Source organism: Loktanella sp. R86503 (assembly GCF_042466455.1).
Taxonomy (GTDB): domain Bacteria; phylum Pseudomonadota; class Alphaproteobacteria; order Rhodobacterales; family Rhodobacteraceae; genus Loktanella.
In genome coordinates this window covers 1,847,030-1,867,114 of record NZ_JAXHCI010000002.1, presented here as the reverse complement: position 1 = coordinate 1,867,114, position 20,085 = coordinate 1,847,030, and the positions used below count along the sequence as shown (strand labels likewise).

Here is a 20,085-nt window from a genome sequence, read left to right as displayed (position 1 = left end):
TTCAAGGTCGTCTTTGTCCCGCATAGCGGACCAACGCGGTTTGCGGATACACCCTAGATTTACCTCAACGGGGCCGGACCTGCGGGCCTGCGCGGCGGAATGTGCTGGGGCTGACGCCAGCGCGGGATTGAAAGGCGCGGCTGAAATAGGCGGCGGACTGGTATCCGGTCTGGCTGGCGATGTCCTGCACCGGCGTTTTGGTGTCGCGCAGCATTGTGCACGCCTCGAAGTGGCGGCGGTCGGCCAGCAGGCCAAGCGCGGATTGACCGCAGGTCTGGCGGCAGCAGCGCGTCAGGTGGGTGGGCGTCACACCCAGTTCTGCAGCGTAATCCGCGACGGAATGGTCGGACCGGAAATCGCGTTCGATCAATCCGGTATAGGCGGCGACAAGCCGCGCCGCGCTGGTTTGTTGGCGGGCAAGGCCTGGATCAGCGCCTTGCGCCGCGATCTGGCGCGCGAAAAAGACTGACAGTAGCCCCGCATGATAATGCGCCGCGCGGCGGCTGTGGGGGCGGGTGGATTGCAGCTCTCGTTCCAGCCCTTCGATCAGGGCCAGCAATTCCTTTTGCCCCGCCACATCGCGCAAGCGCAAGTGGACCGGCGCATCCGGCCATTCGGCGGCCATGGCAGCGGGCAGGGTCAGGATCTGGCCAAAGGCAGCCGCCCCGATCTCAAACCCGTACATCGTGCGGGCAGGAATAAAGATCAGGTTGTTGGGACCATAGCCGCTGGTCAAGCCAGCAATGGTAATGCGCCCCTGACCGCGCGCAAAAAAGATCAGGCGTGGCGTGGCATGACTGCGCATGGCTTCTGTCCGCCAGCGATTGGCCTGTGGGACCTGACCAAGCGCCTGCAAGGACAGGGTCGCGGGGGCCGCATCGGGAAGCGGCAATTGGCTGAAATCGTCGGGCATCAGGGTCTATCCTGTCAAACTGCCCAAATCTTGCTGCGGAGGCGCGCGCAAGACAACGCTTTTTCTGTCCTAGCCTGTCAGGGCTGTGGATAAATCTGTGGATGATGCATCAATGCGATACCAATTACGCATCCGGCGGGCGAACCAAGTCCTTTGCCGCTTTGCATATTGGCGCGTTGCGATGATTGCGGCATCCCGCGCATCGTTCAGCGACATTTTGCCGTCCAGATGGGCGATCAGCTCTGTCGCGCCGATGGCGCGGGCGGATTGATCTGCGGGGTTCCACATTGGGCGAATGGCGGCCGCCTCTGCCAAAGCGCCTTGGTCCAGCATCAGATCAAACCGGCGGGCGATGCGGGGGCTCAGCCATTCTTTGGGCGCGTCAATTACAAGGGGCAAGGCATCGGGCAATGGCAGCAGCGGCGGCGGCGTGTTGTCCTGCCAGTCGGCAAGGGGGCGTCCGGTCGTCTTCAGCACCTCCCAGGCGCGCTGGACGCGCATGCGGTTGGCGGTGTCGATGCGCGCGCGGGTGGCATCGTCGATCTGCGCCAGTAGATCCGGCAGCGCCAGCGCATCGCCTGCGGCACGCACATCCGCTGGCGTGGCGGGAATGTCGGCCAGACCTTCGGTCAGGGCGCTGAAATACAACCCCGTGCCGCCAACGATGATGGGCCGCGCCCCCCGCAGCAAGGGGGCCACATCGCGCAGCCAGTGGCCGACGGAATAGGGCTGGTGCAGCGGCACATGACCGTAAAGCAGGTGCGGCGACTGCGCCAAATCCGCATCGGGGGGGCGCGCAGTCAGCAAACGCCACCCGTCAAAGACCTGCAGGGCATCCGCATTTACGATCACACCGCCCAGCTGGCGGGCCAGCGCCAGCGCCAGTGCCGACTTGCCGCTGGCGGTTGGGCCGGCGATCAGGATCGGTGTGCCTGGGTCCGGCACCGGGATTGCGTTCAAGATCATGGGCGAAATCTGCATTGCGCCGTCACACGGCATTGAACCTTTGGCCCATATGCTTCATTTTGCGCCAAAGCGAAAGCCGCAAGACCGCAGCCCGCCGCAGCCCCAATTGGCAGCCCCAGCACAAGGACCTACCCCATGACCGAAGAGCGGACCAAATACGGACGCGTAATGCTCAAGATCTCTGGCGAGGCTTTGATGGGCGACACGGCATTCGGCCTGCATCCGCCAACCGTCCAGCGCATCGCCCGAGAGGTCAAATCGGTCCACGACATGGGCGTGGAGATTTGCATGGTTATCGGCGGCGGCAACATCTTTCGCGGGTTGCAAGGGTCGGCCCAGGGGATGGAACGCACAACGGCCGATTACATGGGAATGCTGGCGACGGTCATGAACGCGCTGGCGATGCAATCGGCCCTGGAAGAGCTGAAAATCCATACCCGCGTGATTTCCGCAATTCCAATGGATCAGGTCTGCGAGCCCTACATCCGTCGCCGCGCGGTGCGCCATCTGGAAAAGAAGCGGGTTTGCATCTTTGCCGCCGGAACGGGCAACCCTTATTTCACCACCGACACCGCCGCGACCCTGCGCGCCAACGAGATGTCCTGCGAGGCAATCTTTAAGGGCACCAAGGTTGACGGTGTATATGATAAGGATCCGGCCAAGCACGATGATGCGGTGCGTTACGAGCGGATCAGCTATGACGAGGTGCTGCAAAAGCATCTGGGCGTCATGGATGCCAGCGCTATTGCTTTGGCGCGGGATAACCATTTGCCGATCATTGTTTTCAGCCTGGACGATACCGGCGGCTTCAAAGGTATCCTTGCAGGTGAAGGCACCTCAACCGTCGTTCACGACTGAACTGATACGCGCGATGGCGCCACATTTGCGGATTCAGATGCAGCGCGTCCTATACAATTCAACGTCTTTCCCCTAAGAGCGGGGAAAGTAGGCAATTTGCCGCAAGACAGAGCATGACGATTATGGCTGAAGATTTCGAACTCGATACCGACGACCTAGCACGCCGCATGGATGGTGCAATCGCCAACCTGCGCACGGAATTTGCGTCCCTGCGCACGGGCCGTGCCTCTGGCTCCATGCTGGAGCCGATCATGGTGGATGCCTACGGCAGCCCGACCCCGATCAACCAGGTCGGCACCGTCAACGTGCCCGAACCGCGGATGGTCACGATCAACGTCTGGGACAAGGGCCTTGTTAACAAGGTTGAAAAGGCGATCCGCGAAAGCGGTCTGGGTATCAACCCCCAGATGAACGGCACGATCATCATGCTGCCGATCCCCGAACTGAACGAGGAACGTCGCCGCGAGCTGACCAAAGTGGCTGGCAACTATGCCGAATCCACCCGCGTCAGCATCCGCAACCTACGCCGTGACGGTATGGACCAGATTAAAAAGGCCAAGGACGGCATGGCAGAGGACGACCAGAAATTCTGGGAAGCCGCCGTGCAGGAACTGACCGACGCCCACATTAAAAAAGTGGACGAAACCCTGGAAGCCAAGCAAGCCGAGATCATGCAGGTCTAAGGCCGTGCGCCGGACGACCTGATTGACCCCGGTACGGGGTCGCAACCGCGGAAAAGAGGCCTCATGCCCCAAACGGACATCACATCAGACCAAGAGGGCGGCCCGAACCACGTTGCCGTCATCATGGATGGCAATGGTCGTTGGGCGCAGCAGCGCGGGCGCCCGCGTCTGTTCGGCCACCACGCCGGGGCGAAACGCGTGCGCGAAATCGTGCGCGCCTGTCCCGATCAGGGCGTCAAGTATCTGACCATCTTTGCTTTTTCGACGGAAAACTGGAAGCGCACCCAGACCGAAGTTGCGGGTCTGATGGCGCTGTTCCGGCGCTATATCATGCGCGAAGCCAAGGCGCTGTTCGACGAAGGCGTGCGCGTGCGCTTTATCGGCGACCGCATCCGGCTGGACGATAAGCTGGTGCGGATGATGGACAATCTGGAACTTTACACCGCCGGCAACGACAAGGTGCATCTGACGATCGCGCTGAACTACGGCGGCCGCGACGAAGTCACCCGCGCCGCCCAAAGGCTGGCGTTCGAGGTCGAGCAGGGCCGTCTGTCCTACAAAGACGTCGATGCAGAGGCGCTGTCCAAATTCCTCGATACCCGCTTTCTGCCCGACCCCGATCTGGTGATCCGCACCAGCGGCGAGGCGCGGATCAGCAATTTCCTGCTGTGGCAGTCCGCCTATGCAGAATACGAATTTATCGACACGCTCTGGCCTGATTTCAGCGCCGAGGTGTTCGCCGAAGTGCTGTCCAAGTTCGGCGCAAGAGAGCGCCGTTTTGGCGGGGTCATGGCCTGACGTGAGCCTGCAGACGCCGACACCCTCTGGCAAATGGGATGATCTGACGGTCCGGCTTGCGTCCAGCGCGGCTATGGTTCTGGTGGGCGCTGTCGGCGTTGTGATGGGCGGCGTCTGGTTCCAGATGATGGTTGTCTTTGTGACAGCCGTGATGATCTGGGAATTGTGGATGATGATCGCCTCTGACCTGCCGACGCCTGGCATGTTGCTTGCGGCGCTCACGGCCTCTGTCCTGTCGGGCATGTTGGAACATGCGACCGCGCTTGGTCTGCTGTTGTTCCTTGTGGTGCCCCTGATTGGCGCATGGCGGGTAAAGCACGAACGCCTTGCATTCTTTTGTTTTTCCTTGGGTATTCAGGTCGCAGGCTGGGGCATCGTCACGTTCCGTGCCGACTATGGCTTTGGCTGGATCCTGTGGCTGATCTGCGTTGTCGTGGCGACGGATGTGTTCGGTTACATGATCGGCCGCGCTGTCGGCGGACCCAAGTTCTGGCCAAGGGTCAGCCCGAAAAAGACCTGGTCCGGCACGGCCGGCGGCTGGGTAGCAGCGGGTCTTGTCGGGGTCATCTTCACGTTTTTTACAAGTGCCGGTTTTGAAATCGTCCTGCTGTCGATGGTCCTTAGCTTTGCCAGCCAGCTTGGCGATGCTGCCGAAAGCGGGTTGAAACGCCGGATGAAGGTCAAGGACAGCTCGACCCTGATCCCAGGTCACGGCGGGCTGTTTGACCGCTTTGATGCACTGCTGGGGGCATCCTTGTTCATGTTGCTTGTGGCTGGGCTTTTCAACGTGCCGGGAGTCGCCTTTTGAGGCGGATCACCATTCTAGGTGCGACCGGATCCATCGGCCAAAGCACCATTGACCTGATCCGCCGCAACCGCGCGGCCTATCACGTTGTCGCCCTGACGGGCGGGTCCAACGCCGTGCAATTGGCAAAAGATGCCAAGGACTTGCGGGCCGAAGTTGCCGTCGTTTCCGACCCTGCCGCATACCCCGTTTTGCAAGACCTGCTGTCTGGCACCGGTATCCGCGTGGCCTGTGGTGCCGCTGCGATCAATGACGCCGCCCTCATGCCTGCCGATTGGATCATGTCCGCGATTGTCGGCGCGGCGGGCCTGCCGCCAGGTATGGCAGCGTTGGAACAGGGCACGACGCTGGCGCTGGCGAACAAGGAATCCCTTGTCACCGCTGGCCCGCTTTTACTGGCGACCGCACGCAGATATGGCGCGACGATCTTGCCGGTCGACAGCGAACATTCCGCTGTGTTTCAGGCGCTGGTGGGCGAGGATATGGCCGCCGTCGAACGGATCGTCATCACCGCATCGGGGGGCGCATTCCGTGACTGGCCGCTGGATAAACTAGCCGGTGCCACGCTGGAACAGGCATCTAGCCATCCCAACTGGGACATGGGGCAGCGCATCACGATCGACAGCGCATCCATGTTCAACAAGGCCCTTGAACTAATTGAAACCAAGGAATTCTTTGGCATCAGCCCGGACAAGATCGAAGCCATCGTTCACCCGGAATCGCTGGTGCATGCGCTGGTCGGTTTTAACGACGGTGCGCTGATGGCCCATGTGGGCCCGCCTGATATGCGCCACGCCATCGGCTATGCGCTGCACTGGCCGGACCGCAGGCATCTGCCGGTGGATCGCCTTGATCTGGCGCAGATTGGTCAATTGACATTCCGCACCCCCGACGAAGCCCGCTGGCCTGCGCTGCGCCTTGCGCGCGAGGTCATGCAGGCGGGGGGCGCGATGGGCGCGGTGTTCAATGCCGCCAAAGAATCCGCGCTGGACGCCTTTATCGCAGGACGCATCGGGTTCATGGACATGAGCGGCGTCGTGGCAGAGGCGCTCGCCAAAATGTCAGCACATGAGGGTCCGCAAAATGCCCCGATGCAGCTAGACACTATTCTGGAAATCGACCGCGAGACGCGCCAGCGTGTGGCGGATGCTTTGACACATCGGGGATGACACAGTGGATCTGACGCAACTTCTACCGCAGCTGGGCGGTGGCCTGTTCACGCTTTTGATGTTCGTGGTATCCTTGTCCATCATCGTGGCGATCCATGAATACGGCCATTACATCGTCGGCCGGTGGAGCGGCATCCATGCCGAGGTCTTCTCGATCGGGTTTGGCCCGGTGCTTTTTGCCCGCACCGACAAGCGCGGCACGGTCTGGCAGATCGCGGCGCTGCCCTTTGGCGGCTATGTCAAGTTTCTGGGCGATGCCAATGCGGCCAGCGTCGGCGGCACCGATGTGGCAGAGGGCAGGGACGCCCGCCACACGATGCTGGGTGCGCCGCTGTGGGCGCGTGCGGCGACAGTGGCTGCCGGGCCGATATTTAACTTTATTCTGGCGATTGTTCTGTTTGCCGGCTTCATCATGGTCACTGGCTCGCCCCGTGTCCCCATGACCTATGCGGCAGAGGTGGCGCTGCCGCCGGCCTATGCCTCTGACATGCTGCCGGGTGATGAAATCATCAAGATCGGCGATATAACAATGAGCCCCGAGGAAGGGCTGGACGGCCTGCCTGTCACCGACCGGGTCGATTACACCGTGCGGCGGAACGGTGAGGAAATCGTGGTGCAGGGGCCCTATCCGCTGCCGCCGCGCGCCTCTGGTGTGACGCCGCGGTCGGCAGCGGATGATGCCGGGCTCAAGATCGGCGATGTGATTACAGCCGTGGACGGCACGCCGGTGTTTGCGTTTCAGCAGCTGGTCGATGTGGTCAATGCGGCGGATGGCCGGTCGCTGGATCTGACGGTCTGGCGGTCTGGCGACACCCTTGATATCACCCTGTCCCCCCGGCGCATGGACCTGCCGTTGCCCAATGGAGGGTTCGAAACCCGCTGGCTGATCGGCATCACGGGCGATCTGTTTTTCGAGGCAGCCACCGACCGCGTGGCCCCCTGGCGGGCGGTCTGGCTGGGAATGCAGCAATTGTGGATGACCATCACCACATCGCTGTCGGCGCTGTCGCATATCGTGACCGGCGCAATTTCAACCTGCAACCTGTCCGGCCCGGTCGGCATTGCCCAGACCAGCGCCACGATGGCAAGTCAGGGGGCCACCAGTTACGTGCTATTTATCGGCATGCTGTCGGCGGCGGTCGGGCTGCTGAACCTGTTTCCGATCCCGGTGCTGGACGGCGGCCACCTTGTATTTCATGCCTATGAAGCTGTGACGCGCCGCAAACCGTCTGACCGCGCGCTGAACGTGCTGATGATGGCCGGTGTGGCGCTGATTGGAACAATGATGGTCTTTGCTATCCTTAACGATCTGGTGCTGTGCCCCTAGGGGGACATAAGGCTGCCGCATTTCGGCCTTAATCCTTTCGTAGTTCAGCCAAAGACTATGAAGGAGCCGCAGATGCAGACCATTTCGCAAAGCTACAAAGGTATCAGTACGCTGCTGTCGCTGAACTGGGACCGTTTGCTGACCGCAGGTGCCATGATCGCCGCGCTTTATGCCGGTGCCTATATCGCACTGCTGTAAACGACCGCTTTTTGCAGCACTGGCAATTAACCTGTCCAGCACGCCCCCGGGCGTGCTTGTTCGTTTTGACATCCGTGTTCGGGTTGGGTAATCCAAATACAACAGGGACATCGGGTAGCAGGCAGCATCATGAACAATAAAAACGCGGGTGCACAGGCACCAGTTTCAACTGGGGTCGCAACGCGGGTCGCACGGGGCAGTTTGACCCTGTCCGCGATGTTGCTGGTGCTTCAGGTCAGCGGTGCCAGTGCACAGAACTTTGCGTTCAATGCGGTGCAGATCGACGGCAACCAGCGTGTTGCCGACAATACGATCCTGTCATTCGCCGGCATCAGCCGGGGCGAGGTGTTAAGCGCCGACGAGGTGAACACCGCCGCCCAGAAAATTCGCGATTCCGGTCTGTTTGAAACGGTGGACGTGCAGGCCAATGGCGGCACCTTGTCGGTCAATGTTGTCGAATATCCCACGGTCAACCAGATCTCTATTGAAGGGAACCGCCGTCTGTCGGACGCGGAATTCCTGCCCCTGATGCAAAGCCAGCCGCGCAAGATTTATTCGCCCGCGACCGTCGATCAGGACGTTGCGACCATCACCGGTCTTTATGCGCAGAACGGCCGCATCAACGCCTCTGTCACGCCCCGCATCATCCGGCTGAGCGATAATCGCGTCAATCTGGTGTTCGAAGTGTCGGAATCCGGCGTCACCGAAGTGCAGCGCATCACCTTTGTCGGGAACCGCAGCTTTTCCGACCGCCGCCTGCGCGGCGTTCTGGAAACCAAGCAGGCCGGCCTGCTACGTGCGATAATCAGCCGCGACACCTATTCCGAGGATCGCATCAACTTTGACAAGCAGGTGCTGACCGATTTCTATCAGTCACGTGGCTATGCCGATTTCACGCTGCAAAACGTCGATGTGACCCTGACCCGTGAACGCGATGCCTATCTGATCACGTATAACGTGCAGGAAGGGCAGAAATTCACCTTTGCCAACGTCTCTGCCAGTTCCGATCTGCCAGAAGTCGATGTCGCCGATTTCCAACGGGCGCTGACGACCAAAACCGGCATGGCCTATAACCCCGGCCAGGTCGATCGTGATATCGCGCGGCTGGAACGGTTGGCCATCCAGCGGGGCTTGACCTTTATTGCTGTGGAACCCGTGATCACCCGCAACGACCGTGATCTGTCATTGAACGTGGATTACAAACTGGTGCGCGGCCCGCGCATTTTTGTCGAACGCATTGATATCGAAGGCAACTCCACCACGCTTGACCGGGTTGTGCGCAACCAGTTCCGCACTGTCGAAGGCGATCCGTTCAACCCGCGCACCATCCGCGAAGCCGCCGACCGCATCCGCGCCCTTGGCTTTTTCAGCACCGCCAATGTCGAGGCCCGTGAAGGATCGACGCCCGATCAGGTCATCGTTGACGTCAACGTCGAAGAAGCCCCGACCGGATCGCTGTCCTTTGGCGCGAACTACAACACCGATGACGGTGTCGGCCTTGTGGCCAGCTTCCGCGAACAGAACTTCCTTGGCCGCGGCCAGTCACTGAGCTTGCAGGTGTCGACTGCCGAATCCAACCGCGTGCTGGATTTCAGCCTTGGAGAGCCGAACTTTCTTGGCCGCGATCTGCGTGCCAATTTCGACTTCAGCTATCGCACATCGTTCGACGACGATGACAACTACGACACCGAAACCTTCCGCGTCAGCCCGAGCCTGACCTTTCCTGTCAGCGAAAGCGGTCGTCTGACCACCTTTGTCGCGCTGGAATACAACGACTTGACCGGCGATGTTGAAAGCGTCAGCGACTTCATCCAGGAAGAGGCGGACGAAGACGGCGTCTTTAACGCTTCGCTTGGCTATAGCTATTCGTTCGACAACCGGCGCACCGGACTTGATCCGACAGCGGGCTACGTGTTCCGCTTTGGTCAGGAATTTGCGTTTGGTGACACGCAGTTCATCAAGACCACGGCGCTTGCCGCGGCAGAACGCAAGGTGCTGAACGAAGACGTGACCCTGCGGGCCACGATCGAAGGCGGGCATCTGGCCTATCAAGAAGGGTTCAGCCGGATTACCGACCGCTTTTTCCTGAACGGCAATTCGTTCCGCGGTTTCGACACCAACGGCGTCGGCCCCCGCGATTTCGAACCGGGTGGTGATACGGATATCAACGACTCGCTGGGCGGCAACTCTTACGCCGTGGCGCGGCTGGAGGCGGAATTCCCGCTGGGCCTGCCAGAGGAATACGGCATCACCGGCGGCGTCTTTGCTGACTACGGCTCTGTCTGGGATGTGGGCCGCGACGGATCGGACGAGACGAATATCATCTATGACGGTTTCACGCCGCGTGCGACGGCTGGTGTGTCGATCTTCTGGACGACGCCGCTTGGCCCGCTGCGCTTTAACTTTACCGAAGCGTTGAAATCCGAAACGCAGGACGAAACGCAGGTCTTTGACGTCACGATCTCGACGTCGTTCTGATGCGTGCGCTTGCGGCTGCGCTGGTGGTGACACTGGCGTCGATCACCACCGCCGGCGCACAACAGGCACCGGCGGACGCGCCGCCGGTGTTGATCGTCGACAGCGACCGGCTTTATCAGGAATCGCGTTACGGCCAGCAAATCCGTGCGGAACTTGACCGCAGCGCCGAAGAGCTGAAGGCTGAAAACGACCGGATTGTCGCCGCCCTGACCGAGGAAGAGCGCAGCCTGACCCTGCGCCGGCCGACCATGCCAGCGGCGGATTTTCGCAAGGAAGCGACCGATTTCGACACCAAGGTGCAAGGCATCCGCCGCGCGCGGGACGCCAAGGAAGTCGCCTTGCAAAACGCCCGCCTGACCGCGCAAAAGGATTTCTTTGCGCAGGTCCAAGGGGTTGTCGGGCAGCTGATGATCGAAAAGGGCGCGACAGTAACATTCGATCAAAGGTCTGTTTTCATTGCACTTTTGGCAGCAGACATTACCGAAGAAGCGATCGCGCGGATTGATGCGCAATTTGTCGATTCCGATGGCAGTGCCACTGGCGATGTGCCTGCGCTGGTCGAAGTGCCCCCCAGCGCTGTGCCGTCCGACATTGTCCCGCCCGCAACCTTGCCGGGGCCGGATGACAGCCCCGCCGCCGATCAGGGCGAACTGCCGGTGCTGGACCCCGAAAACCCCTAACGCTTTGGTGCCCTTGCCCGGGTCAGGGCAGATTGGTAAGCAAACGCAGGTGCCCCGCGCATCATTCAAGTGAAGGACCAAGAGCCGATGACCGATGCCACCACGCCAGACACCTGCGCCCCGATCACGGAATGTGATATCCAGCTTATTCAGGATATCCTGCCGCACCGCTATCCGTTCCTGCTGGTGGACCGCGTCATTGACATCGACGGGACGACCTCGGCCACGGGTATCAAGAATGTCACGATGAACGAGCCGCATTTTCAGGGCCACTTTCCCGGTGCCCCGATCATGCCCGGCGTGACCATCATCGAAGCGATGGCGCAGACTGCCGGTGTCATGGTGGGCGCGTCGATGGGGCTGATCAAGGGCGATCTGCTGATCTACTTCATGTCGATCGACGCCTGCAAATTCCGCCGCAAGGTTATTCCCGGTGACCGCATGCTGATGAAGGTGAAAACCCTGCGCGGGAAGCCCGGCGCGAAGGTCTGGAAATTCCATGGCCGTGCCGAAGTCGATGGCGAACTGGCCTGCGAATGTGAATTTGCGGCCATGTTGGACATGCGCAGCTGATGACCGGTATTCACCCCAGCGCCATTATCGAAGACGGAGCCGTCATCGGCGAAGGCTGCACGATCGGGCCATTCTGCCTTGTCGGGCCCAAGGTCGTGCTTGGGGCGAATGTCACGCTGAAAAGCCATGTTGTCGTCACCGGTGACACGCAGATCGGCGATGACACCACAGTGTTTCAATTCGCCGTCATCGGCGAAGTGCCGCAGGATCTGAAATTCGACGGCGAAGAAACCCGCCTGCGCATCGGTGCCCGCAACCGCATTCGTGAACATGTCACGGTCAATACGGGAACCGCTGGCGGCGGCGGGCTGACGCAGATCGGTGATGACTGCCTGCTGATGGCAGGCTGTCACGTGGCCCATGACTGCATGATCGGCAACCGTGTCATCATCGTCAATTGCAGCGCCGTCGCCGGTCACTGCATCCTGGAGGACGACGTAATCGTCGGCGGCCTGTCGGGTCTGCACCAGTTTGTGCGTGTCGGGCAGGGGGCCATGATCGGTGCGTTGTCGATGGTCACCAATGACGTGATTCCCCATGGTCTTGTGATGGGGCCGCGGGCCACCCTTGAAGGGTTGAACCTGGTGGGGATGAAGCGGCGAGGCATGCCGCGTGCGGATATATCTGCCATGCGGGCGGCCTATGCGGTGCTTAAGGATCGCGATGGCACCTTTCATGCGCGGGCCGAAGGATTGGCCGGCAGTGACAGTGCGGCCGTCAGCCAGGTCCTGGCCTTTATCATGGCCGACAGCGACCGTAGTTTTCTGACGCCCCACTGATGCTGGCGCTGATCGCCGGAACTGGCGTGCTGCCGGCTATGGTGCTGCAAGCCTTGCCGCAGCGGCCCTTGGTCTGTGCACTGGACGGTTATGCGCCTGACATTCCAGCGGATATCACGTTTCGCATTGAACGGCTGGGCGGGTTTTTGAACGATCTGACGGCGCGGGGCGTGACGCAGGTTTGCATGGTTGGCGGTGTGCGGCGCCCGCAGATCCGCGCCAGCGCCTTTGACTTTGCGACGCTAAAGCTTGTTCCGACGATATGGCGCAATATGCGAAAAGGCGACGATGGCGCCCTGCGCGGCTTTATCGCCCTGTTGGAACAGCGGGGGTTGCAGGTCATTGGCGCGCATGAAGCCGCGCCTGCCTTACTGCCGCCGGCTGGCATTCCGACGCAAGCGCAGCCTTTGCCGTCGCATATTGAAGATGCCCGCGCTGGCGTGGCGCAGCTGGCCCTGATGGGGGCGGCTGATCTGGGGCAGGCCTGTGTGATCCGGCAGGGCATCGTCATCGCGTCAGAGGATGACGCAGGCACGGATGCCATGCTGGCCACATTGGGCGGGGCGGCAACAGCGGCGATCCTGTTCAAAGGTCCTAAACCGAACCAGGACCGCCGCGCCGATCTGCCTGTTATCGGCCCCCGCACGGTCCAGAACGCTGCCGCGGCCGGGCTGGCAGGAATCGTGATCGAAGCAGGCGGCGTCATGGTGCCTGATCTGGCTGGCGTAATACAACTGATGGACGCGCAGGGCCTATTCCTATGGGTCCGCCCGAAGGAGGCAGCATGAAGGTTTTCGTCATCGCAGGAGAGCCGTCAGGCGATGCGCTTGGCGGTGCGGTCATGGCGGGACTGCGCGAACTGTCCCCCGGCGTAACCTTTGAAGGGGTGGGCGGGCCGCTGATGCAGGCGCAGGGCCTTGTCAGCCTGTTCGACATGAGCGAGTTGAGCGTCATGGGGCTGGCCGAAATCCTGCCCAAATATCGCGCCCTCAAGCGGCGGATTGCAGAATGTGCCGATGCGGTGATCGCGGCCCGTCCCGATGTGCTGTTGACGATTGACAGCCCGGATTTCTGTCTGCGCGTGGCAAAGCTGGTCAAGGCGCGGTCGCAGATCCGGACGGTGCATTATGTGGCACCCACGGTCTGGGCCTGGCGTCCGGGGCGCGCGGCCAAGATGGCGCGTCATATCGATCATGTGCTGGCGCTGTTCCCGTTCGAGCCGCCCTTAATGCAGGCCGCTGGCATGACCTGCGATTTCGTCGGTCATCCGGTGGTGGCGCAGCCCGTCGCGACAGATGAGGAGGCAGCCGCCTTTCGCGCAGCTTATAGTATCGGCGATGCCCCCCTGATTTTGGCGCTACCGGGATCGCGAAAAGGCGAAGTCACGCGCCTTGCCAGCCGCTTTGGCGAAGCCTTGGGGCTACTGAAAACGTCGGCGCCGGATATGCGGGTCGTAGTGCCCTGCGCCGGCCCCGTGGCCGCTTTGGTGCGGGATCTGACCGCCGATTGGCCCACGCAGCCAATACTGATCGCGCCTGATGATACAGGTGCAAAGCGCGCGGCCTTTCGTGCGGCGGATGTGGCGCTGGCGGCCTCTGGCACTGTGTCGCTTGAGCTGGCGGCAGCCGGAACGCCGATGGTGATCGCCTATGATATGAATTGGCTGTCGCGGCAGATCATCGGGCGCATGTTGCTGGTGGACACGGTCACGCTGGTCAACCTGGTATCCGACACGCGCGCTGTGCCTGAATTTATCGGGCCAGATTGCACATCGGCGCAAATTGCAGCGGGGCTGCGGGCAGTCCTTGCCGCGCCTGGCGCGCAAAATGCTGCGATGGCCCTGACTATGGATCGCCTTGGCCGCGGCGGCGAGGCACCGGGTCTGCGTGCTGCCCGTTCGATGCTGCGCTGATCGACAGGCCAACCCCGCAAACGCAAAAAGCCCCGGCAATTTGCCGGGGCTTTGTCGTTCTGGGGAGGGCCCCTTTAGAAGCGGTAGCCGACCGACAGACCAACTGCGACAGCGTCGTTGTCGGCAAAGTTGGTCGCCAGCAATGCGTCTTCGTTGTCGTCGCCTTCACCGAAGGTGATGTATTCGACACCCCCGGTCACCTTGATCGCGCCATTGGTGTAGCTGCCGCCGATGCCGTAGGCGATAGAACCATCGGTCGGTGCCAGACGCGACAGCACATCGCCATTGCCGGGCTCATAGGTGACGCGGGCAAAGCCCGAAATCGCGTCAGAGAATTTGCGGCCAACACCGATGCGATAGGTGGTGGTGTCCGTGTCGATACCGGTGACACGGGCGCTGCCGACGGGGCTTGCAGGAATGCTGGCACCATAGACGGGCGGGCGCACTTCCCAGTCGGACCAGGTCGCGTGACGGATCGAACCGAAAACCAGCGTGTCTTTTGCAACGCCGGACTGGAAGTCGAGCGTGTAGACATCAGGCATTTCGATATTTGTCGTCATCGGATCGGTATCGACGCCGCCAAAGGATTCGACGGATTCGAACGAGTGCGTGTAGCCCGATTCGTAGGTCAGTGCTACGCGCAGCGCAATTTCGGGACGCTCGTAAGCGGCACCAACGATATAGCTGGTCTGACGGTCAGAATCGGTGGTCGCCTTGTAAGCCAGACCGCCTGCCGGTGTCGTGGTTGCGATGGCACCAAGTTGCTGGGCCTGCTGGCCAAGCGCACCTGCGGTTGCAAGATCGCCGCCGGCGGCTGCAGCTTCGGCTGCGGCACCTAGTTGCTGGGCGGCCAGACCGTATTGGACGCGGATCAGCTGGTCGGGAATATTGATCGTCGCCTGCGATACGATGCTGCGCGCACCGCCATAAATGCTGATGTTCGGTGTGACCTTATACTTCAGCACAATAGATGTGCCGCGCGAATCCCAGTCGGCGGACAGACCGGTATAGAAGCCGTTGGTGTAATTGGCATTCGCGCCGAAAGGCTGGTTCGAATACAGACCCAAGGCCAGCTTGTCAGTCAGGTCGTATTTCACAGAGCCGGACAGCGTTTCGAAATCTTCCGACATGACATCAGTGCTGGTTTCACCGCCGCCCAAGGCTGTTGCGGTCGGACCATAGTTTCCCGACACAGAAGGCGAGACATTGGCGTAAGACAGCTCGGCGTAGTTGCCGGTTTCGAACAGAATGCCATAGTTTGTCAGGTTGCGGTCGATGCCCGACGCCGAAGCGGCCGTCGTGGTCATCAGAAGCGCTGCGCCCAGCGTAAATTGTTTTTTCATGTCTCCATCCCCGTCATGAAAGTTTCCTCTTCCCCACGTTGGACACATGAATTTGAACGGTCAATTAATGACGCGGCGTCAAACCGCCGATGTTGCGCTGCTGTGCCATCTTTGCCGAAATCCGGCCTAGGAACGGCGAGTTTGACCCTTGGCAATGTTCAGATAATTTCCGCCAAAGATCAGCGCAGCGCCAAGGAAGACGTAAGGATCCAGCGGCTCTTGATAGATAAGGGCACCCAGAATCGCGACCGAAGGCAGGCGGGCGAAGTCGATGGGCATGACGATACTGGCCGGTGCCAGCGCAAGGGCAGAGGTCAGGCAAAAATGGCCGAAAAGCCCCGCGCAGCCGATCACGATAAGCCAAGGCAGGGTCGCGGCGGTTGGCAAGGCAATATCGCCGTCAAATCCTGCGCAGATCAGGCCAAAGACAGCCTGCATGACAGTCAGATAGAACAAAATGCAGGTGATTGTCTGGGTCCGGGTCAGCTTGCGCGTGAAAATCGCTGAAAATGCAAAGCCGATAGCGCAAAGCGCGCCGGCGATTAACCCGGCGGAAATCGGCGCGCTGCCGGGGCGGGTGACGATCAGCACGCCGACAAAGCCAATCAGCGCGGCAATCAAGCCCGTGCGGGTCATCCGTTCGCCTAGCAAAAGCGGCGAGAGCAGTAAAACCCAGATCGGTGTGGTAAATTCTAGCGCAAAGACCTGTGCCAGCGGAATCATCGTCAGTGCAAAGAACCACAGGTTCTGGCCAGTGAAATGCGACAGGTTGCGCAGGGCATGCAGCCCTAGCTGCTGGGTGTTAATTTGCCGCCAGGTCCCTGCGGCATAGGCAACACAGCCGACAATCGCGATGCCTAGCAGGCTGCGATATGTCATAATTTCAAAGGTATCGAGCGCGAAGCTAACCTGACGGCCCGCAATGGCCATCGAGGTGAACGAGAAGATTGCGCCGATCATCCACAGACAGGCGCGCAGGGTCGGCGTCATGACAAAACCCCGGCCGCATGGGCCGGGGCCGGGATGTTTATTCCCACTCGATGGTGCCCGGAGGTTTGGATGTGATGTCATAGGTCACACGGTTAATGCCCTGCACTTCGTTGATGATCCGCGTTGCGGTTTCACCCAGAAATTCGTGGGTGAAAGGGTAATAATCCGCCGTCATGCCATCAACAGAGGTCACAGCGCGTAGGGCGCAGGCAAAGTCGTATGTGCGCCCGTCGCCCATCACCCCGACGGTGCGAACCGGCAAGATCGCCACGAAGGCCTGCCAGATATCATCATAAAGCCCGTGCCGCCGGATCTGGTCGATATATACGGCGTCTGCCTTGCGTAAAATCTCCAGCTTTTCGCGGGTGATTTCGCCGGGGCACCGAATCGCCAGACCGGGGCCGGGGAAGGGGTGGCGACCGATAAAGCTGGGCGGCAGGCCCAGCTCTGCGCCCAGCGCGCGCACTTCGTCCTTGAACAGCTCGCGCAGCGGCTCCACAAGTTTTAGGCCCATCTTTTCAGGCAGGCCGCCGACATTGTGGTGGCTTTTGATCGTGACCGACGGGCCGCCGGAAAAGCTGACCGATTCGATCACGTCAGGGTACAGTGTGCCCTGCGCAAGGAATTCCGCGCCTTCGATCTGGTTGGCGTATTTTTGGAAAACGTCGATAAACAGACGGCCGATGATCTTGCGCTTGGTTTCTGGATCGGACTGCCCGTCCAATTCGCCAAGGAACAATTCCTGTTCGTCCGCATGAATCAGGGGGATTTCGTATTCGTCGCGGAACATCTTGACGACTTCGTCCGCCTCGCCCTGCCGCAGCAGGCCGTGATCAACGAAAACACAGGTCAGCTGGTCGCCGATGGCTTCGTGGATCAGCACAGCCGCGACGGACGAATCGACGCCGCCGGACAGACCGCAGATAACTTTCTTGTCGCCAACCTGTGCGCGGATCGCCTCGATCGCCTGTTCGCGGTAGGCACCCATCGTCCAGTCGCCTTTGAAACCAGCGATCCGGACGAAGTTTTCATAAAGCTTTGCGCCGTTGGGCGTGTGGTGCACCTCTGGGTGGAACTGCACCGCATAAAAATGACGCGAGGCGTCGGCGGTGACGGCAAAAGGCGCGTTGGGCGAGGTGCCGAAAACTTCAAAACCGGGCGCGATGGCAGAGACGTGGTCGCCGTGGCTCATCCAGACCTGTTCGCGGTCCGTCAGGAACCAACCGCGCAGCAGGTCAAGCTCGCCCTGCGGTTTGACATAGGCGCGGCCAAATTCGGCGGTGCCGTGACCGCGTTCAACCTTGCCGCCCAGCTGGGTCATCATGGTCTGCTGGCCATAGCAGATGCCCAGAACCGGCACGCCCATGGTGAACACGCTACCCGGCGCACGCGGCGATCCTTCGCGGGTCACGCTGTCGGGGCCACCAGACAGAATCACTGCCTTAGGCGCAAACTCTGCCAGAAAGGCGTCTGTGACCTTCTGGTAGGGATGAATTTCGCAATAGACGTTCAATTCCCGCAGGCGCCGCGCAATCAATTGCGTGACCTGAGAGCCGAAGTCGATGATCAGCAGGCGTTCGTGGTCTTGTATATCCATGCCGCTAATTAAGTCGGATTTCGCGATGCTGCAATGTCGCTTTCGCCCCAAGGGTGGCGTTTGTCGCTTCTCGGCTTGCGCAAACTCGTCGTATCACGGGGCCACGATCAGCGGGAAAGGTGCGGATATGACCGAGGCAGCAACAACAACACGCAGGGCACGCGGCGGCGGCGGGGCCGCACGGCGGGCGGAACGGACCGCCGTTAGTGTGGAAACCGCCAAGTATATCGAACGCAACATCCCGAACTACGAGGTGCTGACAGCAGAGGCGCTGGACGTGATCGAGCGCAACGCTGAGACGATTCTGGCCGAGATCGGCGTCAATTTCGTCGATAACCCGGCGGCATTGGACCGCTGGCGTGCCGCTGGCGCGGAAATTGAAGGCGAGCGTGTGCGCATTCCACGCGGCCTTGCCCGCAAGCTGTGCAGCACCGCCCCTAGCCAATACACCCAGCACGCCCGCAACCCGGACCGCAACGTCGTCATTGGCGGCAACAATCTGGTGCTGGCCCCGGTCTATGGCCCGCCCTTTGTGCGCGATGCCGAAGGCGGCCGCCGTTATGCGACAATGGCCGATTTCGAAAAGTTCGTGAAACTTGGCTATATGTCCAAGTGGTTGCACCATTCCGGCGGCACCGTGTGCGAACCGACGGATATTCCGGTGAACAAACGCCATCTTGATATGCTGCTGGCCCATATGGTGCTGTCGGACAAGCCGTTCATGGGCTCTGTCACCGAACCCAGCCGCGCCAAAGACAGCGTCGAGATGTGCGAGATTTTGTTCGGCAAGGATTTCGTGCGCGACAACACGGTGATGACATCGCTGATCAACATCAACTCTCCTATGACGTTCGATTCGATCATGATGGGCGCGCTGGAGATTTTTGCGGAGCATAATCAGGCCAGCATCATCAGCCCCTTTATCGTCGGCGGCGCGATGGCACCGGTTAGCGTTGCTGGCACCCTGACGCAGGTCATGGCCGAAGTGCTGGCCGGCGTTGCCTATTCCCAGCTGGTGCGTCCTGGCGCGCCGGTGATCTTTGGCGCCTTTGTGACGTCTATCGACATGAATTCTGGTGCACCGACCTTTGGCACACCAGAGGCCGCGCATATCACATACGGGGCAGGGCAGTTGGCGCGCCGTCTGGGTCTGCCTTATCGCAGCGCAGGATCGTTCTGCGGATCAAAGCTACCCGATGCGCAGGCCGCATACGAGACGTCCAACAGCCTTCAGATGGGCCTTTTGTCCGGCGTGAACTTCATGCTGCACGCCTGCGGCTGGCTGGAAGGCGGCCTTGTCGCCAGCTTTGAAAAGTTTGTGATGGATGCCGACCAGCTTGGCACGCTGCACCACTTTGCCCGCGGCGTAGACCTGTCGGAAAATGGTCAGGCGATGGACGCCATCGCAGAGGTCGGGCCGGGCGGGCACTACCTTGGCTGCGCCCATACGCAGGCAAATTTTAAATCCGCGTTCTGGCGGTCCGATCTGTTTGACTACAAACCCTTTGAAACCTGGGACGAAGAAGGCGCGCGCGACACCCAGACGCTTGCCAGCCTGCGGGTCAAAAAAATGATCGACACCTACGTCCAGCCCCCCCTCGATCCTGAAATCGAGGCGCGGCTGCGGGCCTATGTGGCAGACAAAAAGGCGTCGATGCCTGACAGCTTTATGTAAGCGGGCGCCTGTCTTTAAGTCACACTGCGGGGGCGCGCGATGATGTCGAAATCGCGCGCCTCTGCCATGATGGCCGTCAGTAGCTGAATATGACGGATCAGCGCGTAATGCGCGCTATGCGCCGTGCGGGCGTCGTTTTCCGCACGCTCTGCCTCTAGCAAGGCCATCAAGGTCGCGCCGCAACTGGTATGGGACAGATCCGGCAGGAGCCGGGCCAGATCCCGGCTGCGGCGAAACCCGTCCAACCCGAATCGCGCCGCCTGAACCAAAAGGTCCGGCCGCTTCAGGTGTCTGATCTGCGATTGAATATCCTGCATGTCATGTCCCTTTCCGTCCGGGGG

General features: G+C 60.8%; 20 protein-coding genes. 14 read left to right on the top strand and 6 right to left on the bottom strand.

What is annotated here, in order from left to right; all coding sequences use genetic code 11:
* Positions 1 to 64: 64 nt before the first annotated feature.
* Positions 65 to 913, bottom strand: a complete 849-nt coding sequence (locus SJY10_RS10205; protein WP_386682172.1) for an AraC family transcriptional regulator — start codon at positions 911 to 913, stop codon at positions 65 to 67.
* 69 nt (positions 914 to 982) lie between these two features.
* A complete protein-coding gene (gene miaA / locus SJY10_RS10200) occupies positions 983 to 1,879 on the bottom strand; it encodes a tRNA (adenosine(37)-N6)-dimethylallyltransferase MiaA (RefSeq protein WP_386682170.1) in 897 nt (298 codons plus the stop codon).
* 135 nt (positions 1,880 to 2,014) lie between these two features.
* Between miaA and pyrH the strand changes: the two genes are divergently transcribed.
* The 13 genes from pyrH (at position 2,015) to lpxB (ending at position 14,139) form a co-directional block, all read left to right on the top strand.
* Positions 2,015 to 2,737: a UMP kinase gene (gene pyrH, locus SJY10_RS10195; RefSeq protein WP_386682168.1), complete on the top strand. Its 723-nt coding sequence runs from the start codon at positions 2,015 to 2,017 to the stop codon at positions 2,735 to 2,737.
* 122 nt (positions 2,738 to 2,859) lie between these two features.
* Entirely contained in the window at positions 2,860 to 3,420 is a 561-nt protein-coding gene (gene frr, locus SJY10_RS10190; RefSeq protein WP_386684610.1) for a ribosome recycling factor, read from the top strand.
* Positions 3,421 to 3,483: 63 nt separating this feature from the next.
* On the top strand, positions 3,484 to 4,218 hold the full coding sequence (gene uppS / locus SJY10_RS10185) for a polyprenyl diphosphate synthase (RefSeq protein WP_386682166.1): 735 nt from the start codon (positions 3,484 to 3,486) through the stop codon (positions 4,216 to 4,218).
* A 7-nt stretch (positions 4,219 to 4,225) separates the two neighbouring features.
* A complete protein-coding gene (locus SJY10_RS10180) occupies positions 4,226 to 5,026 on the top strand; it encodes a phosphatidate cytidylyltransferase (protein ID WP_386684608.1) in 801 nt (266 codons plus the stop codon).
* Positions 5,023 to 6,192, top strand: coding sequence for a 1-deoxy-D-xylulose-5-phosphate reductoisomerase (gene dxr, locus SJY10_RS10175; RefSeq protein WP_386682164.1), 1,170 nt, complete (start codon positions 5,023 to 5,025; stop codon positions 6,190 to 6,192). The genes SJY10_RS10180 and dxr overlap by 4 nt, the downstream gene beginning before the upstream one ends.
* 4 nt (positions 6,193 to 6,196) lie before the next feature.
* Entirely contained in the window at positions 6,197 to 7,519 is a 1,323-nt protein-coding gene (gene rseP, locus SJY10_RS10170) for an RIP metalloprotease RseP (RefSeq protein WP_386682162.1), read from the top strand.
* Positions 7,520 to 7,591: 72 nt separating this feature from the next.
* On the top strand, positions 7,592 to 7,717 hold the full coding sequence (locus SJY10_RS10165; protein ID WP_386682160.1) for a hypothetical protein: 126 nt from the start codon (positions 7,592 to 7,594) through the stop codon (positions 7,715 to 7,717).
* 129 nt (positions 7,718 to 7,846) lie between these two features.
* On the top strand, positions 7,847 to 10,195 hold the full coding sequence (bamA, locus tag SJY10_RS10160; RefSeq protein WP_386682158.1) for an outer membrane protein assembly factor BamA: 2,349 nt from the start codon (positions 7,847 to 7,849) through the stop codon (positions 10,193 to 10,195).
* Complete coding sequence (locus tag SJY10_RS10155; protein WP_386682156.1) at positions 10,195 to 10,875, top strand: OmpH family outer membrane protein; 681 nt, start codon at positions 10,195 to 10,197, stop codon at positions 10,873 to 10,875. Before bamA ends, SJY10_RS10155 begins: the two co-directional genes overlap by 1 nt.
* Positions 10,876 to 10,962: 87 nt before the next feature.
* Entirely contained in the window at positions 10,963 to 11,448 is a 486-nt protein-coding gene (gene fabZ, locus SJY10_RS10150) for a 3-hydroxyacyl-ACP dehydratase FabZ (RefSeq protein ID WP_386682154.1), read from the top strand.
* Entirely contained in the window at positions 11,448 to 12,227 is a 780-nt protein-coding gene (gene lpxA, locus SJY10_RS10145; RefSeq protein ID WP_386682152.1) for an acyl-ACP--UDP-N-acetylglucosamine O-acyltransferase, read from the top strand. Before fabZ ends, lpxA begins: the two co-directional genes overlap by 1 nt.
* Positions 12,227 to 13,015, top strand: coding sequence for an LpxI family protein (locus SJY10_RS10140; RefSeq protein WP_386682150.1), 789 nt, complete (start codon positions 12,227 to 12,229; stop codon positions 13,013 to 13,015). Before lpxA ends, SJY10_RS10140 begins: the two co-directional genes overlap by 1 nt.
* Entirely contained in the window at positions 13,012 to 14,139 is a 1,128-nt protein-coding gene (lpxB, locus tag SJY10_RS10135) for a lipid-A-disaccharide synthase (protein WP_386682148.1), read from the top strand. Before SJY10_RS10140 ends, lpxB begins: the two co-directional genes overlap by 4 nt.
* A 74-nt stretch (positions 14,140 to 14,213) precedes the next feature.
* Here the strand turns inward: lpxB and SJY10_RS10130 are convergent, their stop codons facing one another.
* From SJY10_RS10130 to guaA, 3 genes are all read right to left on the bottom strand, one after another.
* The gene (locus SJY10_RS10130) at positions 14,214 to 15,482 is read right to left on the bottom strand and encodes a hypothetical protein (RefSeq protein ID WP_386682147.1); all 1,269 of its coding nucleotides are present in this window, start codon (positions 15,480 to 15,482) and stop codon (positions 14,214 to 14,216) included.
* 126 nt (positions 15,483 to 15,608) lie between these two features.
* Positions 15,609 to 16,472, bottom strand: a complete 864-nt coding sequence (locus tag SJY10_RS10125; RefSeq protein WP_386682145.1) for a DMT family transporter — start codon at positions 16,470 to 16,472, stop codon at positions 15,609 to 15,611.
* Positions 16,473 to 16,509: 37 nt separating this feature from the next.
* Positions 16,510 to 18,069, bottom strand: a complete 1,560-nt coding sequence (gene guaA, locus SJY10_RS10120; protein WP_386682143.1) for a glutamine-hydrolyzing GMP synthase — start codon at positions 18,067 to 18,069, stop codon at positions 16,510 to 16,512.
* Positions 18,070 to 18,196: 127 nt separating this feature from the next.
* On the opposite strand from guaA, the gene SJY10_RS10115 reads away from it, so the two are divergent.
* Positions 18,197 to 19,744 (top strand): trimethylamine methyltransferase family protein, encoded by a 1,548-nt coding sequence (locus SJY10_RS10115; RefSeq protein ID WP_386682141.1) that lies wholly within the window; start codon positions 18,197 to 18,199, stop codon positions 19,742 to 19,744.
* A 14-nt stretch (positions 19,745 to 19,758) separates the two neighbouring features.
* Here the strand turns inward: SJY10_RS10115 and SJY10_RS10110 are convergent, their stop codons facing one another.
* The gene (locus SJY10_RS10110; RefSeq protein ID WP_386682139.1) at positions 19,759 to 20,061 is read right to left on the bottom strand and encodes a DUF6477 family protein; all 303 of its coding nucleotides are present in this window, start codon (positions 20,059 to 20,061) and stop codon (positions 19,759 to 19,761) included.
* Positions 20,062 to 20,085: the final 24 nt, after the last annotated feature.

Excerpts from the sequence above, each read along its gene's own strand:
- uppS (WP_386682166.1), top strand. The coding sequence starts at position 3,484 with ATGCCCCAAACGGACATCACATCAGACCAAGAGGGCGGCCCGAACCAC.
- SJY10_RS10130 (WP_386682147.1), bottom strand. The coding sequence starts at position 15,482 with ATGAAAAAACAATTTACGCTGGGCGCAGCGCTTCTGATGACCACGACG.
- bamA (WP_386682158.1), top strand. The coding sequence starts at position 7,847 with ATGAACAATAAAAACGCGGGTGCACAGGCACCAGTTTCAACTGGGGTC.
- frr (WP_386684610.1), top strand. The coding sequence starts at position 2,860 with ATGGCTGAAGATTTCGAACTCGATACCGACGACCTAGCACGCCGCATG.
- SJY10_RS10125 (WP_386682145.1), bottom strand. The coding sequence starts at position 16,472 with ATGACGCCGACCCTGCGCGCCTGTCTGTGGATGATCGGCGCAATCTTC.
- SJY10_RS10165 (WP_386682160.1), top strand. The coding sequence starts at position 7,592 with ATGCAGACCATTTCGCAAAGCTACAAAGGTATCAGTACGCTGCTGTCG.
- SJY10_RS10140 (WP_386682150.1), top strand. The coding sequence starts at position 12,227 with ATGCTGGCGCTGATCGCCGGAACTGGCGTGCTGCCGGCTATGGTGCTG.
- miaA (WP_386682170.1), bottom strand. The coding sequence starts at position 1,879 with ATGATCTTGAACGCAATCCCGGTGCCGGACCCAGGCACACCGATCCTG.
- SJY10_RS10205 (WP_386682172.1), bottom strand. The coding sequence starts at position 913 with ATGCCCGACGATTTCAGCCAATTGCCGCTTCCCGATGCGGCCCCCGCG.
- guaA (WP_386682143.1), bottom strand. The coding sequence starts at position 18,069 with ATGGATATACAAGACCACGAACGCCTGCTGATCATCGACTTCGGCTCT.
- lpxB (WP_386682148.1), top strand. The coding sequence starts at position 13,012 with ATGAAGGTTTTCGTCATCGCAGGAGAGCCGTCAGGCGATGCGCTTGGC.
- lpxA (WP_386682152.1), top strand. The coding sequence starts at position 11,448 with ATGACCGGTATTCACCCCAGCGCCATTATCGAAGACGGAGCCGTCATC.
- SJY10_RS10115 (WP_386682141.1), top strand. The coding sequence starts at position 18,197 with ATGACCGAGGCAGCAACAACAACACGCAGGGCACGCGGCGGCGGCGGG.
- fabZ (WP_386682154.1), top strand. The coding sequence starts at position 10,963 with ATGACCGATGCCACCACGCCAGACACCTGCGCCCCGATCACGGAATGT.
- pyrH (WP_386682168.1), top strand. The coding sequence starts at position 2,015 with ATGACCGAAGAGCGGACCAAATACGGACGCGTAATGCTCAAGATCTCT.
- SJY10_RS10155 (WP_386682156.1), top strand. The coding sequence starts at position 10,195 with ATGCGTGCGCTTGCGGCTGCGCTGGTGGTGACACTGGCGTCGATCACC.
- SJY10_RS10110 (WP_386682139.1), bottom strand. The coding sequence starts at position 20,061 with ATGCAGGATATTCAATCGCAGATCAGACACCTGAAGCGGCCGGACCTT.